Raw genomic sequence first — 17,083 nt, 5'->3', positions numbered from 1 at the left:
TTATGAGTAACACTTTTGCTTATTTGTGCTGTTTTACTTACTCCTGAGCCCTTTATGAGTTAAGATTTTTCATTTTTTCTCTACTTTTTTAACTCATGAACCCCTTATGAGTTAAGAATTTTCATATTTTCTCTACTTTTTTAACTCATGAACCCCTTATGAGTTAAGAATTTTCATTTTCCCTCTATTTTTTTAACTTCTAGATTTTATTACGAATTATTTTCTCTTATTAGATACTACTTCACTAATTACAATATACATACTTTCAACACCTTCATTAGTAGCTTCGAAGCTATACGCGTTTTCTTTCATGATGCCTAAACTATCGGCTTCTTTTGCTACATCAATATTTGCTCCCATAAAAATAAATTCCCAATCATCCTTTGATTGTTGCTGCTGAATAAGATTTTTCACTTTGCGATAAGTAAATTCCGTACTCGCATTTTCTAAGCCATCAGTTGTAATGACGAAGATTACTTTACCCGGTTGTTCCTCTTCATTACTTATTGATAATCTGTTACGAACATTCACTATAGTTTTTCCTACTGCATCTAAAAGTGCTGTAGTTCCTCTCACGAAATATTCTTTATCTGTCAATTTTACTTCTTTTGCATCAAGCTCATCCCATAAAACCTCATATTGATCATCAAAAAGCACAGTAGTTACTTTTGTTTCCTCATCAAAACTACATTGTTTTTTTATAAATGCATTAAACCCACCGATTGTATCACTTTCAAGCCCTGCCATCGAGCCACTTCTGTCTAGCAAAAAGATAATTTCTGTTTTATCGTTTATCATTTTGATCAGCCCCTTATTACTTGATGTTATAATTGTAACTGGATTGATTAGTGGATTGGTCGCCTGAAAAGCGACATTTTTGGAGGGAGATAAACAAATGATTAACCAAGAATTATTTCTTGAATTACTGATTTATGTAGACCGTCATTTTGAAGAAATGCTTTTTTGCTCAAATGAAATAGATCATATTGAAATTGAAGAGTTCATCACACAGAAACATAAACCAACTTTTAAAGAACTCTTGTTTAACTTTATTGATGAAAAAAACGTCAGCGATCCGTTCATCTATAAACGAGCAGGAATTGATCGAAAACATTTTTCAAAAATCCGTTCCAATCCGAATTATCTTCCTAAAAAAAATACAATTATTGCTTTATCGCTCGCACTTGAGCTAAATAAAATGGACATGGAAGAACTCTTAAATGCCGCTGGTTTCGCATTATCTAATAGTGATAAAAATGATTTAGTGATAAGATTTTGTGTAGAAAAGAAACTATATGATATCGATTTTATCAACGAAGCATTAAATCAACTGAATTTAAGCCCATTAATAAAATGAAACTAAAAAAAACATCTAGTCATACCATTTTCAAAAATGGCGGTATAGATGTTTTTCTAATGAGAATTTAGGAACTAACTTGATCTCTTCCATTATGCTTTGATTTATATAATGCTTGATCAGCATGTTTAATTAGCTTTTTAATATCTTCTTCACTTTCAGCAATTAGTGATGCCACACCTATGCTTAACGTTACTACCTTTTTTTCAGAATCTTCATGTTCAATCTTTAGTTTTTTTACATTTTTACATAAACGAATACCTATTTTCATTGCATCGTCAAGATTTGCTTTCGGTAACAAAATTGAAAATTCCTCTCCTCCATACCTTGCAACAATGCCTGACGAACTAGTCGTATCTGATTGCAGACATAATGCAATCTTCTTTAAGCATTCATCACCTTTTGGATGACCATATAAATCGTTATAATTTTTAAAATAATCTACATCAATCATTAATAAAGACATTGGTATTGAATTTTTATAAGACTTAGAACAATTATTAAAAAGTTGTTTATCAAAAAATCTACGATTATATAACCCAGTTAAACCGTCAACATTTGCAATGTTTTCCATCTTCTTTAATTTCATTTCAGTATTTCGTGTTTGATATGCGATAAAGTAGCTTAATAATAAAGCTGGCACAAACATTAAGATCCAATATCCCATTGTTTGAAGTAATCTTCCTAAAACAATCTCACCAATCGGCGCTAATACCCATTTATCGAATAAATAAAAACCATAACATCTTACAAGGATGATTAGAGGAGTTAGTATAAAAAAACGTTTCTTTTCCGACCATTTTTGATAATTCATTAAAAAACCTATTAATAAAATAATCAATAATAATGACGTATCTAATTTATAAGAATAACTATATCCATTAAAAAAATAAAACACGACTAAATCGAATAAAAACATCGTTATTAATGTAACATTCCCAAAAAAGATTGCTGCAATTTCTATACCCAGAGCTCTGATTTGTATATTCGTACCATGATCTGTGACAATTGGGAAATTGATTAGCACAATTGTCAACAAACTCAATAAAACTCCAATAATAAATTCATGTAACTTTGATTTCCCAGTTAACTTTTCCCTAGCTCCACCCCATAAAATAGAGGAAGTTAAATAAAAAAAACTAATAATAATCGTATAGGTAATAAAGATATTTTTAAAAAGCATATTCCCTCCAGGAATTACTTAAATAAAATTAGATTTATATTATTAAAGGAATACTCAACTTGCATTCTTACTTTATTTTTACGCATTATTATATTAACATACCTTCAAGTTTCTTTGTATACAATTTAAAAACAATTGAAATACCATTTTTTTCAAAATATAAATAGAAGCGTCTTTAGTCAACACTGACCACAAGACGCCTCTGTATTGCCCATCCCGAACTTAGTACTATTCAACAACTCCAGTATGAAGAATATCTAAATTAACCTTTACTTTTATTTTTGCGCTAGAATATTCTTTCTTCCATTTTTTCAAATTAAAGTTTCTTTGATGTGCTTCTAATTTTGAACCTAATCCAATTGGATCAATATTCTTTTCTTGAAGAAGCGAAATTAGCTCATTTGCATTTTTTTCAATATCCTTTCGAATAGCTTTAGTTAATTGTTTAATATGTTTTGGAAATATTATTGGTTTGTCACCAGTATATTCTTGAATTCTTGCATTCATATTCAGATAAATTGTAAATTCTGGTTTCCCTTTTTTGAGTTTAACAATATATTTACTTTTGGAAGTTAAATTATCAATTGCTACATATTCTCCGTCAATTTTGAACTGATGTAAGCCTTGTTTATAATCTTCCATCATCCCTTTAAAAATGAAGGCATATTTCCATGGTAAGATTGTAATGAGTTTATCCTGTTTAAATACAGCAATTCCAGTTAATTTAATTTTATCATTGACTATTTTTAAAACAGGTAAATATGCATCCTGCCCTACCTCAAAATATTGATAAATAAATGTTGCGAAATCCGTATAAGGAAAAGGTCCGGTCTGAGAATTATGTAGAAGTAAATCATACATATATAAAGCTATGTTTTCCTTTGAATATTGTTTTAATGAAAGTAAATCAACTGTTTCCCCATCTACTATTGCCAATTGTATAATATTTCCAACAGCTGGGTCACGATTAAACGTATCAATAATCGGGAATATCCCTTTTTTTGCTAATTCTAGACTAAAAGTAACGACTCGAAGCTGTCCTGATATTAGCCGGTACCTAATTTGACTATCTAGTCTTTCTCTTACTTTTTTTATCGTTTCTCCATTGGCAGAAGAAACACTAAACTCTGTCTGTCCTGTTGGTCGAAAGACTGGAAAAACAACAGTTCCTTTAATTTGTTTTGGTTTTACTAAGTCAAATCCAGTGGCTTCAATAATATTGAGTTGATTAACATTCGTAGATGGTACAAGTGAACAACCATTCAAACATAAAGTAATACAAATAATAACGATAGGAAGGGAATTTTTCATAGCGTTTTCCTAGACTTTGTAACGATAAAGATTATTGACAATAATGGTATGTAAACATAAAAAAGGTATAATGAAATTTTACTTGTATAATTAGTAAATGCATCTATTTGATAGCGAGTTTCAAGTAATTGACAAACAACAAGACTAATTATACTGATCAAGATTAATGCATACTTTTGCTTCCATTTAAAAATTAACTTTAATCCCCTACTTGTGCTCCATAATGATAAGGCTAAAATGGAAATAACTTTTATTAAGAAACTGGAAATTAATATATATTCAAATCTTTCTAAAAAAGGAAAATGGATTAACATGGCAATATATATTCTCGACCAGATTATATGTTGAATTTGTTTTTCACTTAAAAGTAAATATGTAGTTAATGCTGATAGTGTAAAAACTAATGTTGAAAAAGCAACTCCAAACTGAGCAAATTTTTGTGAGGTATTCCCATTTCGAATGAAAGGAAAAACCATTAGTAAAATTTCAAACCCTGCCATTGTATAAACTGTCTGCTTTGCTGCCAATAACAGATCTTTTAATGAGTGATCAAGAAAAGGTAATATATTATCCATATGGACATATTTATGTGGCAAATGAAACAACAAAGCATAAAGCAGTGCTGTAAAGATACCAGATAAAAAGGCAATTCCAACTACTACTCGAAATCCACCTGATATAATGTAATACAATAAAAATAAAATAATAGTAGCCAATACCCATGTTGCAAGAGTGGGAAACATCCAAACTTGAACGATTTCAATATATAATCTTAAAACAGAAATAGATAAAAGAAGATAATATACCATAATGATTAAGCTAAAGGTTGAACCGATAAAATTTCCAAACAATTGCTTATGAGCATCAATAATATCTCCTTTTGCCGCAATTAATAATTTATACATAAACCACACAACTACATGAACAATAAGTCCAGCAATTATTACACTAATCCACGCATCATAACCAGCATATTTTGCTATAATTCGTTGAAATCCTAAAACTCCTACTCCTATTTGAGAGCTTGTTATAATAAAAAATAGGAGATATGGTGATACTTGTTGTCTTCTATAAGTTGCCATGATTAAATCTCCTCATTTTTATTCATCAAAATCACTTGGTGGACCTGGCCGTTTACTATCATTTGTCGAGCGAAATAAACTAGCTGGTCTTAAAGTTGTTGGTCTCTTTTTTTGAACAGCAAATGGCAACCTAACCCATAAATCATACGCAGTCGTTTTTCTAAAAGGGTAAGCTCCAATATATGGTCTTCCTAAAGATGTTAATCGGAGTAAATGAGTTATTAAATAAATAAATCCCATAAATATCCCTAAAAGGCCAATTAATTGAGCCATTATGATCACAGGGAATTTAATAAATCGAATGGTATTGTTAAACTTATAAATTGCAGATGTGTATGAAGCAAGGGTCCCTAGCCCGACAAGAATTAAAAGAATATTACTCGTTAACTTTGCTTCAACAACAGCTTGCCCAATTACAATACCACCCACAATACCAAGTGTTTGCCCGATTTTTGATGGTAAACGTAGCCCCGCTTCCTTCACTAGCTCGATTGTAATTTCTAAAAATACCACCTCAATAATTGGCGGAAATGGCACGGATGCCCTTGAAAGTATTAATGATTCAAGTAAGCGAGGTGGAATCAATTCATAATGATAAGTCAAAATAGCAACATAAAAAGGCGTTATAAAGATCGAAAGTGCAAAACCGAACATTCTAAGCAATCGGAAAAATGTAGCAAGTACCCAATTGACATAATAATCTTCCATTGCAATGAAGGTTTCATCTATTAATGCAGGAGTCAGGAGCACATTTGGTGAGCCATCCACAATAATGACAATTTTCCCTTCAGTTAACCCTGCGACTGCACGATCAATTCTTTCAGTAGGAATCGATTGTGGAAAAATAGAATGTGTATTATCCCCGATCATAGATGAAATAAAAGAACTATCTGGAATATGATCATATTGGATATCATTAATCCGCTGGGTTACTGTATTAACATTTTCCTCATCAGCAATTTCGCTTAAATAGATCACCGCAACACCGGTTTTCGAAAATGTCCCTACCTTAAATTCCTTTATATGAAGATCAGAAATAGGTAATTTTTTTCGAATTAAATTTATGTTGATAACTAAATCTTCTACAAATCCAATCTGAGGACCTAAAGTAGTAGATTCCATTAAAGGTGGACCAATTGTTCTTGATATGTTGTTTGCAACATCAGCAAGTAAACACTCGGTTTTATTATCTCCGTACTGAATTGACACATAACCTTCAAGAAGCTTTTCGATTACGACAGAATTATCTGTGGTTACAATCAGTTGTTGAACCGGAATTTGAGATTTTAATTGTTGTAATGTTAGATTCTTTGTTAAATATGGAAGTACTTCCTCATGCATAATCTCAGACCTAATTAACGTCCGAAAAAAGTAGACGCGATAAACACTCTGATCTTCAACATCACTTGAAGTTGTAAAGGAAGTGAAATCATCTGATTTCGATAATTCTTCAATCCAATTTTTTTGAGAGGAATTCTCTTTCACACGATCATTATTATTTCTCATACTGTTCCCCTAATAGGTTTTATTTTATAATTTGAATCGAGAATGGAAATTATTCAATTTTATGGAAAAAAATAACATGACGGTTTTCTTACGCTGACTGTATATAAAAAAGAGGCTGTCCTAAGAGTTGTGGAACTGACTGGGCGGCACTTCTTTTCAGGTTTAAACCTGGATGTTGGAGAATGGAGGGTATCATAGGGTGTTTCTTATTTATAGTTGATTTTATTATCCATTTTTTTGAGTTATAGCAGATTACTCAATTTTTTTAGTCGGTCTAGTTAGAAATAGAGCAAACTTAGCATTTTCCTTTTATTAATAGCCACTTTTGACCAATTATTACGGTGAAATACACTATATACCCCTAACCGGTATAGGCAATATACTATCAAATTTAGAATTCTAAGAAATTTAATTGCAGATTCCCTATTTTTATTTGCAGATTCTGATCTCTTATTTGCACCTTCAACTGGTTTATTTGCAGTTCTCACATTCTTATTTGCACTTTCTTTAATACTACGTAAAAAAAGAGGCTGCCCGAATATGGACAGCCTCTACGTTTCACATCTGTTCATCAATTACCTCGTGATCTATTTAAAACTAAATTGACATATTTGCCACAAATTATTGTATACTTTTTGTATTGTTATTGTTTCTTAAAATTACAACACTACATTTGAAATTCAAAAAAATAAATACAACGTATCTAGAGTTTAATTAAAGAAATAAATGAATATAGGAAGGTGAACAAATTGCCCAATAATATTACGCTTGAACAAAAAGCATTTCTTGAAATAAAAAAAGCAATCATCGCAGGAAAATATCAACCTGGAACATATATTACTGAAGCAACTTTAGTAAATGATTTGGGCATGAGTAGAACTCCTATTCGAAGAGCACTTATGTCTTTAGAATCTTCCGGATTCATTAAACACTACGCTCATCAAGGTTCAATGGTCCAAAACATCCAAGTCACAATGATCGAGATGATTAATTTTATAGAATTTCGTTTATTTTTAGGAACTGGAAGTATTGAAAAAGCAAAAAGAAAACAGTTAGATTTTCCAATAGAAGAAATGCGAGAAAGCCTTACGAAAATGAAACTAGCAATTTTAGATGGAGAATCTGAATTATATTTTAATGAAGTAAATCATTTTAATAACTTAATCTTACAGCCCTCTCAAAATGATTTGATAATGGAAACGATGACTAAATTACTAAATAGATTTACTGCTGGTTCAATAAAATACTTTCAAATTAGGAAAAATTCCTTTTTGCAAACGTTAGCTGCTTATGAAGAATTAGTTTGCTATCTTGAAAAAAAGGAATTTGATGAAGCCAAAAACCTTTATAGTGACATTAAAAGGACGATCATAAATGATTTGTTATAAATTCAGCAAATTTCCCCTTACTCAGTTTCATAAAAAAATCCTAATCTACTCGATTTAGGATTTTTTTGCTTAAAAAGAAACTTTAAGTGAAATATTTTAATCATATAGCTTTATAATTGCATTTTTAATGTATACTAATGAATAGTATATTATAGGAAAATAGACAAGATTTTATTGAAATACATACACTATGTTATAGGAGAAACTACATGGCAAAGGAAAAAACATTAGAACAAATTGCATATGAAAAAATAAAAGATCTAATACTTTCAGGTGAGTATCCGACTGGCATGCACTTGAAAGAAACAGCACTTGTATCTGATTTACAAATGAGCAGAACACCGATTAGAAGAGCACTAGGTAGACTTGTATCCGAAGATTTTCTATCTCATAATAATTTTCATGGCACAACGGTAATGTATACTCATTTCACATTAAACGAAATCATTAATATGATTGAAATTCAGTGGTGCTTTGCAGTATTTTGTGTTGAAAAATCCGCAAGAAAGCATATAGCTTTTAATGTAAAACTACTAAGAGAAATAACAGCTTCGATGGAAAAAGCATTCAATGCGGATGATGCTTATCAATATCATCGATCATTAACCGAATTTTATAAAACATTTTTACTAAATTCTCAAAACAACCTAATTGTTGAGATGCTTGATCAATTATGGAAAAGATTTACCGAAGAAGCAACATCTTCAAATGTTTTTAATGTTAGAAAAAATAGAATTCCTCACACCATTGGTTTATATAATTCGATTATTGAGTGCGTCGAAAAATCAGAATTTGATAAAGCAAAAGAGATTTTTACACAACTTAAAGAAGAAGCATTTATTGATTTAATGTTCTAAAGCAAAAAACATCTAAAACTGTTAAAAGTTTTAGATGTTTTTATTAGCAACTCACTTGATCTCTTCCATTATGCTTTGATTTATATAATGCCAAATCGGCTTTTTTTATAAGCTTTTGATAATCTTGACTGTTTGTAGCTTTCAATGATGCTAGGCCAATACTTAATGTAACAATTTTTTTATCTGATTGCTCATGTTCGATTTCAAGATTTTTTATTAAATGACATAATCGATTTGCTATTATACTTGCATCTTCAAGCGTTGATTTTGGTAATAATATTGAAAACTCTTCCCCACCATATCGTGCACATAATCCTGATTTACATGCGACCTCTAACTGTAAAATAAACGCTATTTTTCTTAAGCATTCATCACCTTGCGGATGACCATAAAAATCATTGTATTTTTTAAAATAATCAACATCAATCATTAACAGGGTCATTTCTCTAGAACTTCGATAAGAATCATGCGCCGTTTTTAGTAATTTTTCATCAAAATATCTTCGATTATAAAGACCAGTTAATCCATCAATACTCGCCATGTTTTCCAATTTTTTTAATTTTGATTGTGTATTTCTAGTCTGATTAGCAATGTGAATACTAAGTAATAAAGCCGGTACAAACATGATCATCCAATAACAAATGGTATGAATTAATCTTTGTAAATCAATCGCACCGATAGGAGGATAAATCCATTTATCTAATAAATAGAAACCACAAATTTTTAAAATAACAATAAACGGAAAAATGATTGCAATTCGATTTTTTTCTTTCCATTTTGTTTTGTTCATCCAAATACCAATTATTAATATAGAAAAAAGCGAGAAAAAATCTACTAGGAATGTTAAATTAAATCCGATAATTAGACAAAACCATATGATATTACATAAAAATAAACTAATTAATGTTGTACTTCCAAAAAAGATCGCTGCAATTACTGTGGCTAAAGTTTTAATTTGTACATTAGTCCCATTATTTGTCATGATTGGAAAATAGATCAGAATAACTGTTAACAGACTTAATAAAATACCGATTAAAATGTCTTGAAACCGCAAGCTACCTTTAATTCTTTTTCTAGTCTCACCCCATAAAATAGAAGATGTTAAATAGAAAAAACTAATTATGATCGTGTAAGTAATAAGTATATTTTTTACAATCATCTTCCATTAACCTTCCTTTTTCAGGAATAATAAATAAAGCAGTAACTTTCGTATATTCAATAAATAGGCTTATGACATTATCAATACCATGACCATAATTTCATCTTAGAATTCACTTCTATTTTATATATTAGCATAATAACCACTAATTTCGTATAGAATTTTTATACAAAATAAAAACATATTTTCCCTACTGGTTAAATTATTAACATATTACGAACAATAAGAATAAAAATTACTTAGATCACCTTGCGACTATTCATTTAACAAAATTGGAAATATAAAACATAGCAAATTAAGAAATTCATTGTATACTTTATGTATAATATTTGTTTATTGTTAAATCAATTGGTGAGCACGTTGGTTCATGATCATAACAGAGTGTAAAATCAACACTCTCGCTTTGTTTCGTAAAAATTAAATTTAGGATGGTGAGTAATTTGCCTAATACTATAACACTTGAACAAAAAGCTTATGAAGAAATAAAAAAATTAATCATTCAAGGTAAATATGCTCCAGGAACTTATATGACTGAAGCCGCACTTGTGAAAGATTTGGGCATGAGCCGAACGCCAATTCGAAGAGCTCTAGTTAAATTAGAAACAACTGGCTTTGTTAAACATCATACGAACCAAGGATCTATGGTACAGAGTATCCAAATTACGATGATTGAAATTGTAAACTTCTTAGAATTCCGTTTATTTTTAGGGATTGGAAGTATTGAAAAAGCAAAAAGAAAAATACTTGATTTCCCAATCACTGAAATGCATGATTGTATTCAAGAAATGAAAACGGCTGTTACAGAAGAGGAGCATGATTTATATTATTTAGAAGCAAATCATTTTCATAATCTAATTTTACGTACAAGCCAAAATGATTTAATGATGGAAACAATCGATAATTTACAAAAAAGATTTGAAATAATTTCTAGCAAATATTATTCACATCGAAAAATCACAGTTGAAACACATATTAAAAAGTATGAAGAATTAACTAGATTATTTGAAGAGAAACAGTATGATCTAGCATTAGATTTGTACAATGAAATTATAAAAGAAATTATTCAATCTTTATTTTAGTTAAACCAAAAAGCCTGATTCTCTTTTTTGAGAATCAGGCTTTTCATGTTTTTTTAAAGTAATGCCCTTAGGCTGTTACGTCACGTTTAGAAAATACAACTAATGCTAATCCTAAGAAAACCACGAAGTAAACTACTAGCATAATTAATGAAAATGACATTGTCATTCCTTTTACTAGCGGAGTTCCGTTGATGTATTGCATTAAATCTGTGTTTGCAAATAGGATAAATTTTGTCCAATCAAAGAAACCAGCTAAAATATTTGTTACCGTACTACCAACTGTTAATAAAAGGATTGAAATACCGATTGCAATTGTATTATTTCTAAACACAGTTGATACCATGAATGCCATTGTAGCTAGCATAAATGTTTCGATAAAACTCATTAAATATCGCTTTGCAGAATAAACTAGTCTACTTTGTTCTTCCACATGGCCATTGACATATGCTAAATATGAATTATCCCCACTACCAGGTCCGAATAGAATTAAGCCTAGTACGCTAGAAACAATAAATAAAATAAATAACATTGCAAAACCAAATAGAATACTAGTTAAATATTTTGACATAATGATTTTAGTTCTAGAAAACGGGCGAATAAGTAATAGTTTAATTGTTCCCCAATTAAATTCACTTGCGACAATATTAGCAGAAACGATAATCGTAAATAATCCTACTAAAATAATTAATCCTGATGAAGTCTCCATAAAAGTCCACACACTTGATTTTTCATCAGGTGAAATATTATGCTCAATGCGATATTCATTTAATGCAATTGATCGTTCTAAGAACGGTCTTGTAATATCATTTTTATCACTTATACTTTTTAATTCTTTTTTATCTTTTGCAGTCTCTTCTTGTAATGTTTTCTTCCAATTCTGATCTGCGCTTTGCTCTACTTTATTGTCGTTATATTTTATAATTGCACCGGTTACACCTACAAGTAAAATAACAAGAGCAACCATCACAATTGTTCCTGGTCTTTTAATAATCTTTATCCATTCATTTTGAATCAATTTTAACATGTTTTAAGTTCCTTTCTTTTTGAATTTCTCAACTAGTTAACGAGACTTCTAAAGCTTGTTAAACATTCGTGATTTCTAAGAAACGATCTTCCAATGTTTTTGCATTTGCCTTAAATCCATATACACGAATACGGTTTTCTACTAATAATTCAATGACATTCGGTACATCTTCTCTTGTTAATTCAATATGTATTTCTCCATCAACAACATTAGCGTTATGTTTAGTAAGAACTTTAAGTGCTGCTTCACTATTATTCACTTCAATTGAGTAAGTTTGCACATCTTCAGTTGTAAGCTCTGTTACTGTTTGTACATCTATTAGCTTACCTTGCTGAATAATCCCAATTCGGTCACACATCATTTCCATTTCTGCTAATAAGTGACTTGATACGATAATAGCCATGCCTCTTTTTTTCGTAAGTAGCTGCAAGTGATCTCTCATTTCTCGGATACCTGCTGGATCTAGTCCATTCGTTGGTTCATCAAGAATTAAAACTTTTGGATCATGCAATAAACATTGAGCTAAACCAAGTCGCTGTCTCATACCTAGTGAATAGGTTTTAACTTTTTGACGGATTGCCCCAGTTAAGCCTACTAGCTCAACAACCTCATCAATTTTCTCTTTTGAAACATTCTTATTCATTCGAGCATATTGCATTAAATTATCATAGCCGCTTAGAAACTTATACAACTCTGGATTTTCTACAATCGCACCTACATGCTTAATTGCATCCTCAAAGTTAGACTTAATACTATGACCATCAATCACAACGTCACCTTCAGAAATAGCCATTAAACCGACCATCATCCTAATTGTCGTTGTCTTACCAGCACCATTTGGCCCTAAAAATCCAAAAACTTCGCCTTCAAAAATATCAAAGCTTAAATCAGAAACAATTTTCTTCCCTCTGATTTCTTTTGATAAGTTCTTAATTTGCACAATTGAATTCTTCATTTCATCCTCCTTATTTCCAATATTTTCTAAATTCCTAATTATATTTTAACAAAATAATCACTTAAACAAAACAGTCTAAAGTCTGAATTTGTTAAAAGGTGGAAGATATTGTTACAAAAACATGAAAATTATTACATATTTCATTGTTTTATGACATCTTTCAGAATTATTTTAATGTGAAGAATAAATTGACGGACAGTAAATACAGAGAAGATTAACTCTATAATTTCATGTGAAAATTATTGTAAAATGTAGATCCGTTTGAAAGTTTCATCGAACAAAAATATGAAAAGAAATAAAGAATACTTATTAAGTTACTTAGGTAGCATTTCATATTTAATTTTTACTATTATAAGAATCCATATAAGTACATAGGTACTAAATAAAAAAATAGCCTTATCCCTCAATGGAATTGGGGTAAGGCTATTTTCTAGGAAATAAAATTTGGTTACCTACTAGTCATATTTGCTAAAATTTTATACTTCTTATGACTAATTACTGTGTGATCATGATCGTAATAATTTCGGTGGTTTCGATCTTTTCTCATATCTACGATTACAGAATTTGAAAGAACTTTTGTTACGATTCCTTTTACTAAATTCGGAATGATCTTGTCAAGATTGTCTTTTTTTGGCGTAAATTCAATTTCGTCGCCTGGTTTTACATAGTATTTATTCATCGTTATGATTAGTTTATTATTTTCGCACATTTGTTTATCACCTTTTTTATTCTATTTTATTCAATATTACAAAAATATCAGAATATTCAAAAGTGAATTGGATACTAGATTATATTGTGACTCTGTACCTATAAATTAATCTGATAGTATTAGTTGATTAATGCTTTATTCGTTAATGTGGATTTATTTATAGGATTACGATTGAGAAACGTAGAGAATAAGGAAACAGTGTTTAAATATTTCTAAACTAATTCTATAATAAAAAGACAGTAGGCATACTCATTATATCGAGTATGCCTACTGTCTTTGCCCTTAGCTACTACTGAAGCAAAGTTTGATTCATTACCCTTTAGGCAAAAACCCTAAAGTAGATTCCCTTTTAACTAGCGCTACTTCTAACTGATATTCTTCCACGTCATCTGTCACTTCTATTAAATTGATTAATTTATTTGTTGCAGCGACGCCGATTCGATAAATTGGTTGTACAATTGTACTCAATTCGGGTTCGACCATTTCAGTTATTTTAATTCCATCGAATCCAATAATGGCTATGTCAGTTGGAACGTTGATATTTAAAATTTTTAATGCTTTTAAAGAGCCTATTGCCATTAAATCATTTGCAAGAAATATACCATCTACGTCTGGATGATCCTCAAGCAAACGTTGAGTTAATTGCTTGCCACTTTCCATCGCAAAATCTCCTTGGTAAACAATTGGTTCTTGTATTGGAAAATACTTTTGCAAAGTATCTTGATATCCCCGAAGCCGGTCAATCGCAGGAATAAAAACACCAGGGCCACTGATATGAGCAATTTTTTTGCATCCAAGTTCATACAAATGTTCGACAGCCATTATGGCTCCTTTATAATTATCGACACCTACTGAGTTTGCAGTATGTGTATCAACAGCACGGTCTACTCTAACAAATGGAATTTGTAAATTCTGTAAGCTTTTTAAGATTTCTTCATTGAATTCAAATGAAGCCAACACAAAACCATCGATATACCTACTTTGAAACTCCTTCCAAAACTTAGGGTTCTTTAGATCATCATTATTTGAATTAACTAGTATTAGGCTATACCCTTTTAATTTAGCAACTTCTTCTATTGCAACAACCAATTCTGGAAAGAACGGGTTTGAAATGTCAGGAATAATTAAGGCAATTGTTTTCGATTTTTGCTTCGCAAGTCCTCTAGCAATCTCGTTTGGTTTATAATCAAGTTTTTTCATAACTACTTTAATTTTTTGTTCGGTTTCCGGACTAATATAGCTTATGTTATTTATATATCTAGATACCGTAGCTACAGAAACACCCGCTTCTTTTGCGACATCCCGTATCGTCGCTTTCTTATTTTTCACTAGATTATACTCCCCTAAAATAGAACAGATTTTCTCATATGTATTATATTCTTATTCTGATTCGATTAATCGTTTTACTGTTTCAGTAATTGTTAATCCCTTTAAATGCGGAACACAGAAGCCCTTTATTGGATCAACACTATCTACCCAACTTTTCGAAATTGATTCCATTCCATTCATTGCGCCTGCCAATGCACCAACCATTGCAGGCATGCTGTCGGCTTGTTTTGGTAACATAAGTGAGAGCATGATACTCTTTTCAAAATTTCCTTCTGTAGCAAGAATTATAGCATAGGCAACCGCTAAAGTCTCAGGGGCAATATTTCCATAATTATAAATTGAGTTAACTAGTTGGGTATTCCAAAGAGGCATAGCAGCAAATGCATCGTTATTAGTTGATTCCAAAATCGAAATTGCTTGGTTTACTTTTCTACTTAACCATGTATTTTCAGGGATTTGTTTTAATCCTTCATCAACAATTTCCTTCGCTGAGGCACCATCAATTGCAAGTGCAATACTTGCTGCCATTGCCTTTGCAGCGTATACTCCATCTTCCGCATTTGTGATTGATGCCATTTTTTCCGATACAATTGCAGCTTTATTTGGGTCGCCATGGAATTTAATTCCGATTGGTACTGCTCTCGCTACAGCCCCATCATCAAAATGATGCGGATTGTCATTCCCTGTTGCAGGAGATATTAAACCCTTTTTAATATTTTCAATGGAAGCTCTCTCACTAATTCCACTCCATATTTCATGTTCATGATGAACGACAAGCTTTTTCCATTGTTCAAGGAATTCTACTTCATTGAAATGAGATGATTCAAGTAACATAAGCGCAGAAATCATAGCAAATTCAGTATCATCTGTCCCAGAAAAGTCTAAAATACTTTCATCCATTGCATGAGTGAATGGCAACGAAAATTTGTTAATTTTATATTCATCAGTCTGTTTACTAAAGTCCCAAAGACGATTTCTTCTTCTTGTTGGTAAAACGGTGGTTCGATGGTACATTGCTGGAAACCCTAATGAATCTCCAATTGCAAGCCCTAAAAAAGCTCCACATGATTTACTATATAATGTTTGGTAATTCATTATAATCCCCTCCCAGCAATGACATCTGTGAACCTCTCACTTAAATCACGTATATCAATTCCTCTTGTTTTCTTAACACATACTCCCTTAATAACATTAATTCTACTTTTCCAATCTTCCGGAATAACGCTTGAACCGTTTAATGCCCCTGATAATGCACCATTCATTGAGGCAATCGTATCTGAATCTCTGCCAATATTTGTTCCACCTAAAACTGCTTGTATGTAATCTCCCTTTGATGCAGCAAATATACCATATGCTAAAGCTGTAGCCTCAGGAGCAACGTCTGCCCAAGGATAATAGAAAATTGAAACTTTATTATAGAGCTCTTCCATTGCCTCTTGTACATTAGAATATTTCATCCCAATATTTACTGCTTCATCTATTTTTCGATAAGACCATGAATCTTTTGGTAATACGTCTAGGCCAGTCTGAATTACCTTTTCAAAGGAATCACCTGTCATAGCATAAGCAACACTAGCAGCAATTGCCATTCCACAATAGACGCCGTCTCTGTCATGACTAATTCTTGCCTCAATTTCTGCTATTTTTGCAGCTTTTTCTGGGTCACCAGCAAAATAAACACCTACTGGAGCTATTCTCATGGCTACACCATCACTCCACATTTCATGATTATCCATACCAGAATAAGGAGCAACAAGTCCTTTTCTTAAATTAAAAATAGCATCAACTTCGCTAAAACCTCCACCTTTAAATCCACCATTTTGGTCTAATAAGTATTGGCTCCATTCATTTGTCATATCTTGATAAGTTAAATTCTCACCATATTTTAGTAAAATTAGAGAAGTTAACATCGAGTATTCTGTATCATCTGTCCCAACAGGATCGTTTGAAATAAAACCATCCACCCATTTGTATTTCTCCCTTATTCCTTCTAGTGTCATTCCCTCAGTTGGCGCACCAAGTGCATCACCAACTGAAAGACCAATTAGACATCCGTATACTTTATCGTAAATTTCTTTCCGATTCATACTATTCACCTCATTTAATTAATCAAACAATGTGATTGACTGTATTATAAAAGGCAG

16 protein-coding genes are annotated in these 17,083 nt (G+C 31.2%); 4 read left to right on the top strand and 12 right to left on the bottom strand.

Annotated features, from left to right (window positions below):
- Positions 1 to 216: 216 nt before the first annotated feature.
- The gene (locus CN601_RS17245) at positions 217 to 798 is read right to left on the bottom strand and encodes a vWA domain-containing protein (RefSeq protein WP_098171783.1); all 582 of its coding nucleotides are present in this window, start codon (positions 796 to 798) and stop codon (positions 217 to 219) included.
- A gap of 97 nt (positions 799 to 895) precedes the next feature.
- On the opposite strand from CN601_RS17245, the gene CN601_RS17240 reads away from it, so the two are divergent.
- Complete coding sequence (locus CN601_RS17240; RefSeq protein WP_098171782.1) at positions 896 to 1,357, top strand: hypothetical protein; 462 nt, start codon at positions 896 to 898, stop codon at positions 1,355 to 1,357.
- Between the two features lie 67 nt (positions 1,358 to 1,424).
- On the opposite strand, the gene CN601_RS17235 is transcribed toward CN601_RS17240, so the two are convergent.
- From CN601_RS17235 to CN601_RS17220, 4 genes are all read right to left on the bottom strand, one after another.
- Entirely contained in the window at positions 1,425 to 2,540 is a 1,116-nt protein-coding gene (locus CN601_RS17235; RefSeq protein ID WP_098171781.1) for a GGDEF domain-containing protein, read from the bottom strand.
- Positions 2,541 to 2,768: 228 nt separating this feature from the next.
- Positions 2,769 to 3,851, bottom strand: a complete 1,083-nt coding sequence (locus CN601_RS17230) for a Ger(x)C family spore germination protein (protein WP_098171780.1) — start codon at positions 3,849 to 3,851, stop codon at positions 2,769 to 2,771.
- Positions 3,848 to 4,933, bottom strand: coding sequence for a GerAB/ArcD/ProY family transporter (locus CN601_RS17225; RefSeq protein ID WP_098171779.1), 1,086 nt, complete (start codon positions 4,931 to 4,933; stop codon positions 3,848 to 3,850). Before CN601_RS17225 ends, CN601_RS17230 begins: the two co-directional genes overlap by 4 nt.
- A gap of 18 nt (positions 4,934 to 4,951) precedes the next feature.
- Positions 4,952 to 6,439, bottom strand: coding sequence for a spore germination protein (locus CN601_RS17220; protein WP_098171778.1), 1,488 nt, complete (start codon positions 6,437 to 6,439; stop codon positions 4,952 to 4,954).
- Between the two features lie 749 nt (positions 6,440 to 7,188).
- Here CN601_RS17220 and CN601_RS17215 point away from each other — a divergent pair.
- Both CN601_RS17215 and CN601_RS17210 read left to right on the top strand, forming a co-directional pair.
- Positions 7,189 to 7,827: a GntR family transcriptional regulator gene (locus tag CN601_RS17215; protein WP_179865595.1), complete on the top strand. Its 639-nt coding sequence runs from the start codon at positions 7,189 to 7,191 to the stop codon at positions 7,825 to 7,827.
- A 209-nt stretch (positions 7,828 to 8,036) separates the two neighbouring features.
- The gene (locus tag CN601_RS17210; RefSeq protein WP_098171776.1) at positions 8,037 to 8,684 is read left to right on the top strand and encodes a GntR family transcriptional regulator; all 648 of its coding nucleotides are present in this window, start codon (positions 8,037 to 8,039) and stop codon (positions 8,682 to 8,684) included.
- A gap of 43 nt (positions 8,685 to 8,727) precedes the next feature.
- Here CN601_RS17210 and CN601_RS17205 read toward each other — a convergent pair whose 3' ends face one another.
- Positions 8,728 to 9,843 (bottom strand): GGDEF domain-containing protein, encoded by a 1,116-nt coding sequence (locus CN601_RS17205; protein ID WP_098171775.1) that lies wholly within the window; start codon positions 9,841 to 9,843, stop codon positions 8,728 to 8,730.
- A gap of 440 nt (positions 9,844 to 10,283) precedes the next feature.
- On the opposite strand from CN601_RS17205, the gene CN601_RS17200 reads away from it, so the two are divergent.
- Positions 10,284 to 10,922 carry a GntR family transcriptional regulator gene (locus CN601_RS17200; protein WP_179865594.1) on the top strand — a complete coding sequence of 213 codons (639 nt, stop codon included), beginning with the start codon at positions 10,284 to 10,286 and terminating at the stop codon, positions 10,920 to 10,922.
- A gap of 67 nt (positions 10,923 to 10,989) precedes the next feature.
- Here CN601_RS17200 and CN601_RS17195 read toward each other — a convergent pair whose 3' ends face one another.
- From CN601_RS17195 to CN601_RS17170, 6 genes are all read right to left on the bottom strand, one after another.
- Positions 10,990 to 11,946, bottom strand: a complete 957-nt coding sequence (locus tag CN601_RS17195; RefSeq protein ID WP_098171773.1) for an ABC transporter permease — start codon at positions 11,944 to 11,946, stop codon at positions 10,990 to 10,992.
- 58 nt (positions 11,947 to 12,004) lie between these two features.
- Positions 12,005 to 12,901 (bottom strand): ABC transporter ATP-binding protein, encoded by an 897-nt coding sequence (locus CN601_RS17190; RefSeq protein WP_098171772.1) that lies wholly within the window; start codon positions 12,899 to 12,901, stop codon positions 12,005 to 12,007.
- 448 nt (positions 12,902 to 13,349) lie between these two features.
- Positions 13,350 to 13,610, bottom strand: coding sequence for a DUF2187 family protein (locus tag CN601_RS17185; protein ID WP_098171771.1), 261 nt, complete (start codon positions 13,608 to 13,610; stop codon positions 13,350 to 13,352).
- Between the two features lie 312 nt (positions 13,611 to 13,922).
- Complete coding sequence (locus CN601_RS17180; RefSeq protein WP_098171770.1) at positions 13,923 to 14,939, bottom strand: LacI family DNA-binding transcriptional regulator; 1,017 nt, start codon at positions 14,937 to 14,939, stop codon at positions 13,923 to 13,925.
- 51 nt (positions 14,940 to 14,990) lie between these two features.
- On the bottom strand, positions 14,991 to 16,034 hold the full coding sequence (locus CN601_RS17175) for an ADP-ribosylglycohydrolase family protein (RefSeq protein ID WP_098118527.1): 1,044 nt from the start codon (positions 16,032 to 16,034) through the stop codon (positions 14,991 to 14,993).
- A complete protein-coding gene (locus CN601_RS17170) occupies positions 16,034 to 17,026 on the bottom strand; it encodes an ADP-ribosylglycohydrolase family protein (protein ID WP_098171769.1) in 993 nt (330 codons plus the stop codon). The genes CN601_RS17175 and CN601_RS17170 overlap by 1 nt, the downstream gene beginning before the upstream one ends.
- Positions 17,027 to 17,083 lie beyond the last annotated feature (57 nt).

The sequence above is a fragment of the Bacillus sp. AFS017336 genome, assembly GCF_002555445.1.
In the GTDB taxonomy this organism is placed as follows: Bacteria; Bacillota; Bacilli; order Bacillales; family Bacillaceae_G; genus Gottfriedia.
The sequence above is the reverse complement of the archived record's forward strand: the minus strand, read 5'-3'. Positions and strand labels throughout refer to the sequence as shown.

Coding starts and splice junctions, on each gene's coding strand:
- CN601_RS17245 (WP_098171783.1), bottom strand. CDS start 798: ATGATAAACGATAAAACAGAAATTATCTTTTTGCTAGACAGAAGTGGC.
- CN601_RS17240 (WP_098171782.1), top strand. CDS start 896: ATGATTAACCAAGAATTATTTCTTGAATTACTGATTTATGTAGACCGT.
- CN601_RS17235 (WP_098171781.1), bottom strand. CDS start 2,540: ATGCTTTTTAAAAATATCTTTATTACCTATACGATTATTATTAGTTTT.
- CN601_RS17230 (WP_098171780.1), bottom strand. CDS start 3,851: ATGAAAAATTCCCTTCCTATCGTTATTATTTGTATTACTTTATGTTTG.
- CN601_RS17225 (WP_098171779.1), bottom strand. CDS start 4,933: ATGGCAACTTATAGAAGACAACAAGTATCACCATATCTCCTATTTTTT.
- CN601_RS17220 (WP_098171778.1), bottom strand. CDS start 6,439: ATGAGAAATAATAATGATCGTGTGAAAGAGAATTCCTCTCAAAAAAAT.
- CN601_RS17210 (WP_098171776.1), top strand. CDS start 8,037: ATGGCAAAGGAAAAAACATTAGAACAAATTGCATATGAAAAAATAAAA.
- CN601_RS17205 (WP_098171775.1), bottom strand. CDS start 9,843: ATGATTGTAAAAAATATACTTATTACTTACACGATCATAATTAGTTTT.
- CN601_RS17195 (WP_098171773.1), bottom strand. CDS start 11,946: ATGTTAAAATTGATTCAAAATGAATGGATAAAGATTATTAAAAGACCA.
- CN601_RS17190 (WP_098171772.1), bottom strand. CDS start 12,901: ATGAAGAATTCAATTGTGCAAATTAAGAACTTATCAAAAGAAATCAGA.
- CN601_RS17185 (WP_098171771.1), bottom strand. CDS start 13,610: ATGTGCGAAAATAATAAACTAATCATAACGATGAATAAATACTATGTA.
- CN601_RS17175 (WP_098118527.1), bottom strand. CDS start 16,034: ATGAATTACCAAACATTATATAGTAAATCATGTGGAGCTTTTTTAGGG.
- CN601_RS17170 (WP_098171769.1), bottom strand. CDS start 17,026: ATGAATCGGAAAGAAATTTACGATAAAGTATACGGATGTCTAATTGGT.